At 69.0% G+C, this 13,163-nt stretch carries 12 protein-coding genes; 10 read left to right on the forward strand and 2 right to left on the reverse strand.

The features are described from left to right. Positions 1-135: 135 nt before the first annotated feature. Complete coding sequence (locus C438_RS15930; protein WP_049918174.1) at positions 136-372, forward strand: hypothetical protein; 237 nt, start codon at positions 136-138, stop codon at positions 370-372. 520 nt (positions 373-892) lie between these two features. Here the strand turns inward: C438_RS15930 and C438_RS15935 are convergent. Both C438_RS15935 and C438_RS15940 read right to left on the reverse strand, forming a co-directional pair. Beyond that, positions 893-1,516, reverse strand: coding sequence for a SpoIVFB-type metallopeptidase (locus C438_RS15935; RefSeq protein WP_004970706.1), 624 nt, complete (start codon positions 1,514-1,516; stop codon positions 893-895). Continuing rightward, positions 1,513-3,192, reverse strand: a complete 1,680-nt coding sequence (locus C438_RS15940; RefSeq protein ID WP_004970708.1) for a TraB/GumN family protein — start codon at positions 3,190-3,192, stop codon at positions 1,513-1,515. The genes C438_RS15935 and C438_RS15940 overlap by 4 nt, the downstream gene beginning before the upstream one ends. A gap of 53 nt (positions 3,193-3,245) precedes the next feature. Here C438_RS15940 and C438_RS15945 point away from each other — a divergent pair, with 53 nt between their 5' ends. From C438_RS15945 to ileS, 9 genes are all read left to right on the forward strand, one after another. Continuing rightward, positions 3,246-4,574: a glycerate kinase type-2 family protein gene (locus C438_RS15945; protein WP_004970710.1), complete on the forward strand. Its 1,329-nt coding sequence runs from the start codon at positions 3,246-3,248 to the stop codon at positions 4,572-4,574. Between the two features lie 64 nt (positions 4,575-4,638). Then, entirely contained in the window at positions 4,639-5,259 is a 621-nt protein-coding gene (locus C438_RS15950; RefSeq protein WP_004970713.1) for an ArsR/SmtB family transcription factor, read from the forward strand. Positions 5,260-5,343: 84 nt separating this feature from the next. After that, a complete protein-coding gene (locus C438_RS15955) occupies positions 5,344-5,787 on the forward strand; it encodes a bifunctional nuclease family protein (RefSeq protein WP_004970715.1) in 444 nt (147 codons plus the stop codon). A gap of 60 nt (positions 5,788-5,847) precedes the next feature. Beyond that, positions 5,848-6,330, forward strand: a complete 483-nt coding sequence (locus C438_RS15960) for an acyl-CoA thioesterase (protein ID WP_004970718.1) — start codon at positions 5,848-5,850, stop codon at positions 6,328-6,330. Positions 6,331-6,392: 62 nt separating this feature from the next. Then, on the forward strand, positions 6,393-6,845 hold the full coding sequence (locus C438_RS15965) for a hypothetical protein (protein WP_004970720.1): 453 nt from the start codon (positions 6,393-6,395) through the stop codon (positions 6,843-6,845). Positions 6,846-7,031: 186 nt separating this feature from the next. Further along, positions 7,032-8,441: a DUF4397 domain-containing protein gene (locus tag C438_RS15970; RefSeq protein WP_049918156.1), complete on the forward strand. Its 1,410-nt coding sequence runs from the start codon at positions 7,032-7,034 to the stop codon at positions 8,439-8,441. 139 nt (positions 8,442-8,580) lie between these two features. Continuing rightward, entirely contained in the window at positions 8,581-8,886 is a 306-nt protein-coding gene (locus C438_RS15975) for a hypothetical protein (RefSeq protein ID WP_004970725.1), read from the forward strand. A gap of 30 nt (positions 8,887-8,916) precedes the next feature. Further along, on the forward strand, positions 8,917-9,525 hold the full coding sequence (locus C438_RS15980) for a hypothetical protein (RefSeq protein WP_004970726.1): 609 nt from the start codon (positions 8,917-8,919) through the stop codon (positions 9,523-9,525). 444 nt (positions 9,526-9,969) lie between these two features. Further along, positions 9,970-13,101: an isoleucine--tRNA ligase gene (ileS, locus tag C438_RS15985; RefSeq protein ID WP_004970728.1), complete on the forward strand. Its 3,132-nt coding sequence runs from the start codon at positions 9,970-9,972 to the stop codon at positions 13,099-13,101. The last annotated feature ends 62 nt before the right edge of the window (positions 13,102-13,163 follow it).

Below are 13,163 nucleotides of genomic sequence, written 5' to 3' on the forward strand. Positions count from 1 at the left end.
ATTTAATCGATTTGTAAAACGTTACGAAAGAAGAATGTCCCCCGTAACCCGGTCCTGAACGGTCGAAAAAGGACCCGAATTCACGGTAACGCTCGGCCCCTTATATTATGGCCCCCGTCGTATGCAGAAGTGACGATGTCCGGAATACCCTCCACGAACGACTCGGTCGCGCTCGACCTCGCATCGACCCTCGGCCGCCTCGCGTACGCCCCCATCGAAACCGTCGCGTTCTGGTCGGCAGTCGCGTTGCCCCTCGCGTACCTGCCCGTCCTCAGCGGCGGTCTGAGCGCCGGCGAAATCCCCCTCTTCGCCGGGCTCATCGCCCTCCACGCCGTCGCGCTCGTCCTCGGGCGCGACCACGGCCAGCAGTAAGCGCGGTCCCCGACGCGTACGACCAAACCCGGATTCGTCTCGGTTCCCCGCCGACGTCCCCTCCACAAAGCGCGCGTCAGCATCACCCCGCGATTGCGACCCGCTCGCTGGCCGGCCCCACCTGCCAACGGCCCCTCCCGAACACCGACCTCTGCCCAACCCCAACCCCGACCTCGGCCCAACACCAACCTCAGCCCAACTCCAACCTCAGCCCAACTCCAACCTCAGCTGACCTCGGCCCAACCCCGACCTCGCGTCCCGAACTGCACACCACGGCCGCGACCTCCCCCCGAATCCCGACCTCCACGGCGACCGGTCCCCGCCGCACTCGTGCGGTCCCCTTCTCCCTCCACTCGCCCCTGTCGCGCCCCGAGTACCGCCTGTGCATTCTGGGCCGAGCCCTCCGAACCCTCGGAGTGCTCTTTGTCCCGCGTCTCGACCGTAGCGGTCGCTCGCGACTTCGAGAACGGGACGAACCGGAAATCGAGACTGAGGGTCGTCAGAAACTCCGCCGGTCGGGTCAGAACCCGACGAACAGGAACAGGCCGACCGTGAGGAGAATCGACAGGACGAGCACGCCGGCGAACACCGGCGTGCTCCACGACTTGACCGTCTTCCCGTCGAGCGAGCCGAACGGGAGCATGTTGAACGCCGCGAGGAAGGCGTTGATGATGAGCCCGCGCGAGCCGACGAGCTGGATGACGTCGGAGCCGACGAGGACGCCGACGACGAGCACCGGCGCGAACGCGACGAGGAGAAGCAGGTTCGTCACCGGGCCGGCGAGGGCGATGAGGCCGTGTTCGCGCTCCGTGAGCACGCCGCGATGGTAGACCGCGCCCGGCGCGGCGAAGATGAACCCGACGAGCGCGCTCATGATGGCGATGGCGAGCATGCCGTAGTCGGCGCGGAACTCGGCGACCTGATTGAACCTGACGGCGACGACCTTGTGGGCGACCTCGTGGAGGAGAAAGCCCACGCCGGCGGTCAGGAGGCTCACGACGAGCGCGAGGCCGAACGACCCGCTCGTCAGCAGTTGGATGGTTCGATTGCCGCCGCCGGCGAAGAAGATGGCGAAGGCGAGACCGAGCGCGACCCACGCGACGAGCAGGTCGCGGAGTTCGCGCGAGGAAAACGAGACGTTCACGTCAGGGACCTCCAGATGAGGTCGGCGCTGTTGCGCGCGCCCTCCAGCATCAGGTTCGTCACGCCCGCGACGCCGCCGAGGTCGGAGGCGATGACGGGGATGACGTAGGTGACAAAGAGGAAGCTCGCGATGATGCTCCCGATGTTCGTCATTGCGACGACCATGATGAGCTTGAACAGCGGCACGTCGAGCATCTGGCCGACGAGTTCGACGATGGGCGTCTCCTCGTCGGAGAGGAGTTCGTTCAGTTTGCCGATATCGCCGACGTTGACGGGCGTGTGGCGGAGTTCGACGTAGCCGGTGAACCAGCCGGGCGCGAGAAGCGGGTTGATGGAGGTCATCCACGCGACGAGGCCGCCGACGGCGGCGGAGGTCCACCGCGCGCCGGCGACCTTGGCGAGCGCGGCGGCGAACACGCCGTTGATGAGGAACCACGCGCCGAAGATGGTCAGGAGTCGTTCGTTGCCGACGCCGGCCATCGCGAGGAGGACGAAGAAGGCGACGAACACCGCGGTGACGCCGAAGCCGAGTAGTTTCCCCCACGGGAAGCCGTCCTTTTCGGCGACGCCGACGAGCGACTCCATCGGCGGGAGCGTCTCGGGGTGTTCGAGGTAGCGCTCGATGCCCTCGCGGTGGCCCGCGCCGACGACGGCGACGACGTGGCGGCCGGACTGCCGGAGCGCGACGAGCTGGTGGGCGATGTAGGCGTCGCGCTCGTCGATGAGCGCCTCCGCGCCGCCGGGGCTGAACCGGCGGAACTCCTCCATCATCGCCGAGACCACGTCGCCGTCGGTCAGCTCGGCCATGTCGAACTCCTCGTAGTCGGCGTCGCCCTCGACGGGCGCGAACAGGCCGAAGGCGTTCAGGACCGCGCCGACGGTGACGCCCACGACGACGCCCGCGAGGACGCCGATGACGAGACTGCCGACGATGGCGACGCCGAGGCTCCCGAGGACTCCCGAGACGAGGCCGGTGCCGAGTCCGAGGCCGAAGCCGGCGACGATACCGATTGCCGCGCCGCCGCCGAGGCCGGCGAGCACCGCGTCGTCGCCGTCGAGGGAGAACGAGGCGATAGTGTAGAGCAGGTACGCGGCCGCGCCCCCGAGGACCGCGGCGGTGGCGGTGCGCGTCAACAGGAGGTCGGTGACGCCGACCGCGCCCCCGAACAGGCCGACGAGCGGCCCGAGGACGACGCCGACGGCGATGCCGAACACCGCGCCGATGCCGCGGGCGTCGGCGACCCCGAACAGGAGGTCGCCGGCCATGCGCATCTTTTCGAGCGTGCCCATCCGCCGCCAGAAGCGCTGGATGGTCACCTGGATGTCGCGGTCGACGAGCGCCACGTCGAGGCCTTCCTCTTCGGCGGTCTCGACCGCCGCGAGCATGTCCGCGCCGGGTTTCACGTCGAACTTGTCGCCCATCCGCGACTGGACGTACGAGAGCATCCAGTAGGCGATAAACTGGAAGACGGTGTTGCCGCGAAGCAGGTCGCGCGCTTCGATGTCGTCGGGCGTTCCGCCCTTCAGCTGTCGGTAGCGCCCCTCGTCGAGTTCGACCGCGACGACGTCGGGACGCTCCTCTCTGACGGTCTCTTCGACCTCTCTGACGCTGTCGGCCGAGACGTGGGCCGTGCCGACGACGCGGACGTGACCCTCGCCGGGCGACGAATCGTTCATCGCCGGGTTTACCGCCCCACGGTTTTTATCCGTGTCGGCATCCCCCACGAACTATGCAGGAGTTCGACGCTCGAACCCCGACGCCCGCCCACGAGACGGCCATCGACTGCCTCCGCGCCGGCGTCGAGGCCGTGCTCCCCGACCGCGTCGTCCGCGAGTCGGTGTCGCTCGACGGCGACACGCTGACCGTCGCGGACGCCACGTACGACCTGACCGCCTACGACCGCATCCTCGTCGTCGGCGGGGGCAAGGCCGGCGACGGCGTCGCCGACGCCCTCGAAGCCGTCCTCGGCGACCGCATCGACGGCGGCGTCGTGGTGACGCCCGACCCGACGCCGAGCCCCGACGGGCGCATCGAGCGACTCCCCGGCGACCACCCGGTCCCCTCCGCGCGCGGCGTCGAGAGCACCCGGCGACTCGCTGACCTCCTCTCGGACCTCGACGACCGGACGCTCGTCCTCGCCGCCGTCACGGGCGGCGCGAGCGCGGTCCTCCCGGCTCCCGCCGAGGGCGTCTCGCTCGCCGAGTTACAGGAGACGACCGACAGACTGCTCGAAAGCGGCGCGGAGATTCACGACCTCAACGCGGTCAGAAAGCACGTCTCGACGCTGAAAGGCGGCGGCCTCGCGCGGCTCGCCGCGCCCGCGACGGTCGTCGGCCTCGTCCTCTCGGACGTGGTCGGAAACGACCTCGGCGTCATCGCCTCCGGCCCGACCGCGCCCGACGAGACGACCTACGACGACGCCCTCGACGTGCTGGACCGCTTCGACCTCGACGTGCCGAAGTCGGTCCGCACGCGCCTCGCCCGCGGCTCGGCCGGCGACATCCCGGAGACGCCGAAGCCCGGCGACCCGGTGTTCGACCGGGTGACGAACCACGTCCTCGCGGACACCTTCACCGCGCTCGACGCCGCCCGCGAGGTGGCCGACGAACGCGGCTACGACCCGCTCATCCTCTCCTCTCGCGTGCGCGGCGAGGCGCGCGAGGCCGCGAAGACCCACGTCGCCGTCGCGGAGGAGTCACTCGCGACCGGAAACCCGATTGCCGCGCCCGCCGTGGTCCTCTCGGGCGGCGAGTGCACCGTGACGGTCCGCGGCGACGGCGACGGCGGGCCGAACCTCGAATTCTGCCTCGCGGCCGCCGCGGAACTCCCCGACGAGACCGTCCTCGCCAGCATCGACAGCGACGGGAAAGACGGCGGGACCGAGGTCGCGGGCGCGGTCGTGGACTCCTCGTCGGTCGACGCCGGCGACGCCCGCGCCGCGCTGGCGAGAAACGACGCGCTCCCGGTGCTCCGGGACGCCGGCGCGCTCGTCGAGTCCGGCGCGACGGGGACGAACGTCAACGACCTGCGCGTCCTCGTGGTCGGCGAGGCCGTCTGAGCGCCGGCGATTTTTCGGCTGGTGGGACAACAAGTTTGTATCCTCCGGCGGAGTACTCCACGCCATGGCCGGTTTATTGCCCTCCACTCCCGACACCTCCGCCGCGGACGAGTCCTCGCCGCGGGTCATCGGACTCGAAGACGACGAGGCGTCGGACCTCCTGTCGGCGCTCTCGTCTGGGACGGCCCGCCGCGTGCTCGCCGCGCTCCACGAAAAGCCGACGAACGCCGCGGAACTCGCCGAGCGCGTCGACACGTCGCTCCAGAACGTCCAGTACCACCTCCGAAAGCTCGACGACGCGGGTCTCGTCGAGGTGGTCGACACCGTCTACTCCGAGAAGGGCCGCGAGATGAAGGTGTACGCGCCCGCCGACAGGCCGCTCGTCGTCGTCGCGGCCGGCGAGGAGACGCGGACGGGCCTCGCGTCCATGCTGACGAGCCTGCTCGGGGGCGTCGCCGTGTTGGCCCTGCTGTCGGCGCTCGTCCAGTGGGTCGCCACGCGCGGGCTCGGCGTCCTCGGCGGGGCCGGCGGTGCCGCGGAGTCCGCCGACGCGACGGCAGTCTCGACGATGGCCGCGGAGGCCGCGCCCGCGGCGGCGCAGGGAATCCCGCCGGGACTGGCCTTCTTCGCCGGCGGCCTCGTCATCCTGCTCGTCATCGCGGCCGTCCAGTTCGCCCGACGGTGAGGCCCTGCGGGAGCGGTCGACGGCGACCGGGTCGGCGACTCGCGCTGGGGTAACTATTCGTACTCCGCCCAACTACAGCATAGCATGAAACACCGTGCCGTGGTCCGCGGTATCGGAGTCGGCGTCGGCGAAGACGGCTCGAACGTGCCGGCGGTCGTCCTCGAAGCGCGCGACGAGTTCCTCCCCATCGTCATCACGTCGGACCAGGCTCAGGCCATCCAACTCGGTCTCTCCGGCGAGCAGTTCGAGCGCCCGCTGACCCACGACCTCCTGGTCGAGATGGTGACGGAGTTCGGCGGGGCAATCGACAGCATCCGCATCGACGACCTCTCGAACGGCACGTTCCTCGCCAAGGTCGACGCCGAGCGCTACCACGACGGCGAGGCGCGGTCGGTCGTCTTCGACGCGCGCCCGAGCGACGCCATCGCCCTCGCCATCCGCGTGGACTGCCCGATTCTCGTCTCCGACGCGGTGCTCGACGCCGCCGGCCAGTCGCCCGAGGCGTTCGACGCCGACTTCGACGAGTGAACGCGGGGCGTCGCCGCCGCGCCCCACGATTTCAAGCCCCCTCAGCGTGACCCTGCTCGCATGAGCGAACCCACCGCGACGCTCGAAGAGTCGCGCACCGAGATGACCGAACTCCTCCTGCCGAACGACACCAACAACCTCGGGCGGGCCCTCGGTGGCGCGGTCCTCCACTGGATGGACATCTGCGGGGCCATCGCCGCGATGCGCTTTTCGAACCGCCAGTGCGTCACCGCGTCGATGGACCACGTCGACTTCATCAGCCCCATCGACCTCGGCGAAGTCGCCGTGATGGAGGCGTACGTGTTCAACGTCGGCCGGACCAGCGTGGACGTGAAAGTCGACGTGCACGCCGAGAACCCGAAGACCGACGAGCTACGGAAGACGACCACGTCGTTCCTGACGTTCGTCGCGCTCGACGACGACGGGAAGCCGACGCCCGTCCCCCGACTCGCCTGCGAGACCGACGAGGAAGAAGAGCTCCGCGCCGAGGCGGTCGCCGCCCGCGCCGACCAGCTCGAATCCGTCATCGAGCGCATGGAGTAGGCGGGAGTTCCCACCGGCGACAGCGCCGAACTCTTTTCCCCGGCGGCGACCGACTGGCGACCATGCTCGACGTTCCCGTCCCCGACCCGCCGTCGCTCCCGACCGTCGACCCGAACCAGTACGACGACGCGCAGGTCGCGGCCGACGCCGACTTCAAGCGCGCCGAGTTGGAGGCGTTCCTCGAAGCCGGCGCGTGGGCCGACGCCTTCGAGGCGTGGGCCGCGGAGACGCCCGTCACCGAGGCGCAGTGGGAAATCGTCCTCGACCTCGACCTGCTTTCCCACTTCGACTTCTTCTGGGACGACTTCGCCGACCGCGTCGGCTACCACGCCCCCGGCATCCCCGAGGACTGGAAGGAGCGCGACCTCCACCCCGACCTGACCTCGTGGGGCGAGGTGTCGTCTATCAACGCCGGTCTCACCGAACTCGGACAGGACGTGTGCGACGTGCTCAAAGACGACTACATCGACTGGGAGTCCGAGTACGAAGCCCCCGACGACCTGCCGGACTTCTGAGGCCGCCGCGTTTCGCCCGCTCGTCGTTTTCCTCTGTTCGGCTTCCCACGAGCCTCGTCCGCAACGGCCCTTGAGAATATTCTCTTATTCGTGGTATTCTCGCAGGATATACTTATTTCTGGAAGCATTGTGGTCAGATTTGGGAAAACGGTGATATTCCGACCGTCGCTCTCATCTCCTGTCGCTATGACGAACATAAAACGACGCGACGTACTCCGTGGATTCGGTGGCGTCGCCATCGCGGGCGGACTCGCAGGTTGTATGGGCGGCGGCGGGACCGACGACGAGACCGAGACGACCACGACGTCGACGCCGACGCCGACTCCCACCCCGACACCCACGCCGGAACCGGAGACGGCGATGCTCCGCGTGGCGCATCTCTCGCCGGACGCGCCGAACGTCGACGTGTACGTCGACGACTCGGTCGCGCTCTCGGACGTGCCGTTCGGCGCGGTCAGCGACTACCTCTCGGTGCCCGTCGGGACCCGGACGGTGAAAGTGACCGCCGCCGGCGACGAGTCCACCGTCGCCTTCGAGGGAGACCTCGACGTCGCCGAGGCGACCTACACCGTCGCCGCGGTCGGCGAACTCGCCGAGGAGACGTTCGAACCGCTCGTCCTCGAAGACGACGTGTCGCTCCCGGCCGACGACACGGCTCGGGTCCGGGTGGTCCACGCCTCGCCCGACGCGCCCGCCGTCGACGTGACCGCCGGCGACACGGTGCTTTTCGACGGCGTCTCCTTCACCCAGTCCGGGAGCGTCGAGGTGCCGGCCGACACCTACGCGCTTCAGGTCCGGGGCGACACGGAGTCGAACGACGGCGACGCGGTCGCCGAGTTCGACGTGGAACTCGCCGGCGGCACCGTCTACACGGTGTTCGCGGCGGGCTACCTGACGCCCGACGACGAGCCCGCGGATGTGGCCTTCCGGCCCGTCGCGGTCGTCGACGCCGGCTCCGGCGGCGGCGGGCTCGTCCAGCGCGACGTGTCGCTCCGCGCCGCGCACCTCTCGCCTGACGCGCCGAACGTCGATGTCCTCGTCGACGGCGCGGTCGCGCTCTCGGACGTGCCGTTCGACGCGGTCAGCGACTACCTCGCGCTGACCGCCGGCTCGCACCAAGTGACGATTCGCGCGACCGACGCGCCCGACACCGTCGTCTTCGACGAGATGCTCGACCTCGCGGCCGGCGCGTACACCGCCGCGGCGCTCGGCGAACTCGACTCGGCGGCCGAAAACGGCTTCGCCGTCTCGCTCCTCGAAGACGACCGCTCGGCCCCCGCGGACGACATGGCCCGCGTCCGGGTGCTTCACGCCTCGCCCGACGCGCCCGCCGTCGACGTGACCGTCGCGGGCTCCGGGGACGCTCTCGTCGACGGCGCGGGCTTCGGCGACGCCGCGACCGTCGAGATCCCCGCTGGCGAGTACACGCTCCAGATTCGGGGCGACACGGAGTCGAACGACGGCGACGTGGCCGCCGAGTTCGACGTCGCGGTCGAGGGCGGCCGCGCCTACACCGCCATCGCGCTCGGCTACCTGACGCCCGACGACGAGCCGGCGGACGCCGCGTTCGACCTCAGCGTCGTCGCGGACAACTGACCGCAGGCCGGCCCGAACGGCCCCGGACTGCGAGCGCCCCTGCCCCCGACTCGACACCGCCTCCGAGCGGACCTCCTTCCGAACGAATGACGCCGACGCGACCCCGACGACGTGAACCGCCCCGGGCACAGCGGCGGCCATGAGCGTCTGGGTCGACGCCGCGCGGTTCTCGCTCGGCGCGAGCGTCGTGTTCCTCGTCGTCATGCTCGGCGTCTGGGGGCGGAACTACCTGCTGTTCCGGTCGAAACACGCCCTCGGCCTCGTCGTCTTCGGCGCGTTCCTCCTCGCACAGAGTCTCTTCGCGCTCTACTACTACCTCGTCGACCCGACGCTGTCGGTCTGGTTCGCCACCGCCGTCCCCGCCGCGGCGTGGCGGGTGCTGATGGGAATTCACGTCCTCCAAGCGGTCGCGCTGGCCGTCCTCCTGTGGGTGACGTGGGATTGATTTATACACTGTCTCTCTGACACGTCTAGTATGCACCGCCGTGCCCTCCTCTCCAGCGTCGCGTCGCTCTCGCTCGTCGCTACCGCCGGATGTCTCGCGACGACACGCCGAACCGTGAGCGGTCGAATCACCGGTGACCACGGGTCTGCGTCCCTCCACCCCGCCGACGAACAGTACGTCCACGGGTCGTTCCCCGAGGACGCCGACTTCCGCGGGTGGCTCTTTTCCGACCCGCCGGACGACCAGACGGACGTGTTCACCGACCGCGCGATGCAGGGGCAGTACTCGAACGACCTACTGGAGGCCGACGGCGACTCGTTCGTCCTCCTGTTCGAGGTCCGAATGGCCCGCGAAGACGCCGCGTTCTACAACATCGCGCTCTCGCCGTCGTGGACCGGGTGGCGCGACGCCGACATCCCGATTCGGCGGTCGCCGCCGGCCGACCCCGAGGCGTTCGAGGCGGATGCCGACACGCTCGTCTGCACCCACCTGTCGACGTTCGACGTGGCGAGAGGGGCTACGCCGACGAACGCCACGCTCCGGGTGTTCGAGCGCGACGACGAGTCCGGAACCACGCACGGGACGGAACCCGAACAGACTGTGGCGACCTATCGCGTCGGCCGCTGGTCGGACCGGTAGCGTCCCTGTCGCCGTCGCCGTCGGAGTAAGCGTTATACTCCTCGCGGGACTGCTCTCGGATAGCATGCGACGACACCGGACGCCGCCCCGCTCGCCCGCGGTCGGCCAGTCCCGACGCTCGGTCGTCGCCCCGTCGCCCATTATTGCGGGGCAGTAGCCTCGCACATCTCTCATCCTCGACTCCCGTCCGTACCGACTTCCGAGCGACAGCGGTCTCCCGTCCGGTGTGACCACGACCACCGGAACCCCAAATGGAGCGACGCACCCACCACACCCGACAGGCGTATCGACAGCGACCAGCGACCCGGCGACCGAACACGCGAGCGCGGACGGTCGTCGCCCGACGGCGGAGGGTCTCGCGTGACTGAGTCCGACCCGGCGGAACGCCCGGCCGACGCGGACCAGACCCGCCGTTTTGATATATATCCACGAGAAGGACGGGGTATGGAAGACATCGCAGACCAGTACACGCCGTCGGACGTGGAGTCCGTGGTCGGCGAGTACTGGGACGAACACGACGCGTACGAGGCGACGAAGGAGGCACACGCCGACGACCCGTCGTTCTTCTTCGTCGACGGCCCGCCGTACACCTCCGGCCAGATGCACCTCGGCACGGCGTGGAACAAGACGCTGAAGGACGCCGTCATCCGGCACAAGCGCATGACGGGCCATCAGGTCACGGACCGCCCCGGCTACGACATGCACGGCCTCCCCATCGAGGTCAAAGTCGAGGAGGAACTCGGCTTCACCTCGAAGCGCGACATCGAGGAGTTCGGCATGGAGCAGTTCATCCAGAAATGCAAGGAGTTCGCCGTCCGCAACCGCGAGGCGATGGACGAGGACTTCCAGTCCATCGGCGCGTGGATGGACTGGGACAACCCCTACCAGACGCTGTCGCCGGAGTACATGGAGTCCGCGTGGTGGGCCTTCTCGAAGGTCGCCGAAAATGGACTCGTCGAACAGGGCAAGCGGAGCGTCAACTACTGCCCGCGCTGTCAGACCGCCATCGCGGCCAACGAGGTCGAGTACGACGAAATCACCTCGCCCTCTATCTACGTCAAGTTCCCGCTGAAGGGACGCGAGGGCAACCTCGTCATCTGGACGACGACCCCGTGGACCATCCCCGCGAACACGTTCGTCGCCGTCGACGGCGAGATGACGTATCAGGAAGTTCGCGCCGAGAAGGACGGCGAGAGCGAGGTGCTGTACCTCGCCGAACCCTGCGTCGAGGAAGTCCTGAAGAAGGGTCGCTACGAGGACTACGAGGTCCTCTCGGAGGTCACGGGCGAGGAGATGGTCGGCTGGGAGTACGACCACCCGCTCGCCGGCGTCGTCGCCGAGTACGCCGACTTCGAGGGCGCTGGACAGGTGTACACCGCCGACTACGTCGAGGCCGACCGCACGGGTCTCGTCCACTCCGCGCCCGGCCACGGGCAGGAGGACTTCGCCCGCGGGCAGGAACTCGGACTCGACGTGTTCGTCCCCGTGGACGACAAAGGCGAGTTCACGGAGCAGGGCGGCGACTACGCGGGCACCTTCGTCCGCGACGCCAACCCGCAGGTCATCGAGGACCTCGACGAACTCGGCCACCTGCTCCACGCCGGCAAGCACGACCACCGCTACGGCCACTGCTGGCGCTGTGACACGGACATCATCTTCCTCGCCACCGACCAGTGGTTCATCACGGTCACCGACGTGAAAGAGCAACTCCTCGACAACATCGAGGAGTCCGAGTGGCACCCGCAGTGGGCCCGCGACAATCGCTTCCGCGACTTCGTGAGCGACGCGCCCGACTGGAACGTCTCCCGCCAGCGCTACTGGGGCATCCCGCTTCCCATCTGGGTGCCGCAGGACGCCGACGCCGAGGGCGCAGAGGAGATGATTGTCGTCGGCACGCGCGAGGAACTCGCCGAGCGCGCCGACCAGGATATCGACCCCGAGACGGTCGACCTCCACCGGCCCTCGGTGGACCCCATCACCATCACCGAAGACGGCGTGACCTACGAGCGCGTCCCCGACGTGTTCGACGTGTGGATCGACTCCTCGGTCGCCACGTGGGGCACCCTCGACTTCCCCGGCGAGACGGAGGCGTACGACGAGCTGTGGCCCGCCGACCTCATCATCGAGGCGCACGACCAGACCCGCGGCTGGTTCTGGTCGCAACTCGGCATGGGCACCGCCGCGACCGGCGAGTCGCCGTACAAGGAGGTCATCATGCACGGCTTCGCCAACGACAAGGACGGCCGCAAGATGTCGAAGTCCGTCGGCAACATCGTGACGCCCGAGGAGGCCATCGACCGCGCCGGCCGCGACCCGCTTCGCGCCTACCTCCTCAGCCACGACCAGCAGGGTGTCGACCTCTCGTTCGAGTGGGACGGCCTCGCCGACACCCAGTCGACGCTCAACATCTTCTGGAACGTCTTCCGCTTCCCGCTTCCGTACATGGACCTCGACGGCTACGACCCCGCCGAGGCCGACCTCTCTGCGGGCGAACTCACCGTCGTCGACGAGTGGGTGCTCTCGCGGCTCCAGACCGTCGAGGCCGAGATGGCCGACGCGTGGGACGACTACGAGGTCTCCACCGCGCTCAACGCGCTCTTGGACTTCATCACGCAGGACGTGTCGCGCTTCTACGTGAAGGCCATCCGCGAGCGCATGTGGGACGAGGAGGACTCGTCGTCGAAGCTCGGCGCGTACGCCACGCTCTCGACGGTGCTCTCGGAGTCCATCCGGCTCATCGCGCCCTACGCGCCCTACATGGCCGAGCGGATGTACCAGCGGCTCGACGGCTCCGAAACGTCCGTCCACATGCTGTCGTACCCCGAGGCCGACGAGGAGCGCCGCGACGAGGAACTGGAGGCCAACATGGCCGTCCTCCGCGACGTGGAGGAGGCCGCGGCGCACGCCCGCCAACTCGGCGGCCGCAAGCTCCGCTGGCCCGTCTCGCGCATCGTTGTCGAGTCCGACGACGACAGCGTCGCCGACGCGGTCGAAGCCCTCTCGGACCTCCTCGCGGAGCGCGTGAACACCCGCGACGTGCAGGTCGTCGAGGTCTTCGACGAACTCGTCGAGACGGCCGAACCGCAGATGAGCGTCATCGGGCCGGAGTTCGGCGCTGAGGCGCAAAAAATCATGGAGGCCGTCGAAGGGCTCTCGCGCGCCGAGGTCGAATCGGGCGTCGAGGTCGACGGCGAGACGTACGACCTCACCGACGAGATGGTCTCGTACCGCGCGGAGCCGCCCGAACACGTCAGCGGTGCCGACTTCGAGGGCGGCACGGTCTACGTCGACACCGGACTCACCGACGACATCGAGTCCGAGGGCTACGCCCGCGACGTCATCCGCCGCATCCAGGAGATGCGCAAACAGCTCGACCTCGACGTCGAGGCCGAAATCGACGTGTCGCTCGCGGTCGACGACGAGCGCGTCGCCGGCTTCGTCGAGGAGAACAGCGACCTCATCGCCGAGGAGGTCCGTGCCCGCGAGTTCGACCTCGGAAGCGCCGAGGGCGAGACGGTCGAGACGTGGGACGTCGAGGACGTGTCCGTGACCATCGCGGTCACCCAACTCGACTGAGGCGGTCGCGCGCTTCCACTCCTCCCCGGTCGCCACTGTCTCCCCCCGGTCGCCGCCGGCGT

Source organism: Haloferax denitrificans ATCC 35960 (assembly GCF_000337795.1).
Classification (GTDB): domain Archaea; phylum Halobacteriota; class Halobacteria; order Halobacteriales; family Haloferacaceae; genus Haloferax; species Haloferax denitrificans.

Excerpts from the sequence above, each read along its gene's own strand:
- C438_RS15950 (WP_004970713.1), top strand. The coding sequence starts at position 4,639 with ATGGCCGGTTTATTGCCCTCCACTCCCGACACCTCCGCCGCGGACGAG.
- C438_RS15975 (WP_004970725.1), top strand. The coding sequence starts at position 8,581 with ATGAGCGTCTGGGTCGACGCCGCGCGGTTCTCGCTCGGCGCGAGCGTC.
- ileS (WP_004970728.1), top strand. The coding sequence starts at position 9,970 with ATGGAAGACATCGCAGACCAGTACACGCCGTCGGACGTGGAGTCCGTG.
- C438_RS15970 (WP_049918156.1), top strand. The coding sequence starts at position 7,032 with ATGACGAACATAAAACGACGCGACGTACTCCGTGGATTCGGTGGCGTC.
- C438_RS15965 (WP_004970720.1), top strand. The coding sequence starts at position 6,393 with ATGCTCGACGTTCCCGTCCCCGACCCGCCGTCGCTCCCGACCGTCGAC.
- C438_RS15945 (WP_004970710.1), top strand. The coding sequence starts at position 3,246 with ATGCAGGAGTTCGACGCTCGAACCCCGACGCCCGCCCACGAGACGGCC.
- C438_RS15940 (WP_004970708.1), bottom strand. The coding sequence starts at position 3,192 with ATGAACGATTCGTCGCCCGGCGAGGGTCACGTCCGCGTCGTCGGCACG.
- C438_RS15980 (WP_004970726.1), top strand. The coding sequence starts at position 8,917 with ATGCACCGCCGTGCCCTCCTCTCCAGCGTCGCGTCGCTCTCGCTCGTC.
- C438_RS15955 (WP_004970715.1), top strand. The coding sequence starts at position 5,344 with ATGAAACACCGTGCCGTGGTCCGCGGTATCGGAGTCGGCGTCGGCGAA.
- C438_RS15930 (WP_049918174.1), top strand. The coding sequence starts at position 136 with ATGTCCGGAATACCCTCCACGAACGACTCGGTCGCGCTCGACCTCGCA.
- C438_RS15960 (WP_004970718.1), top strand. The coding sequence starts at position 5,848 with ATGAGCGAACCCACCGCGACGCTCGAAGAGTCGCGCACCGAGATGACC.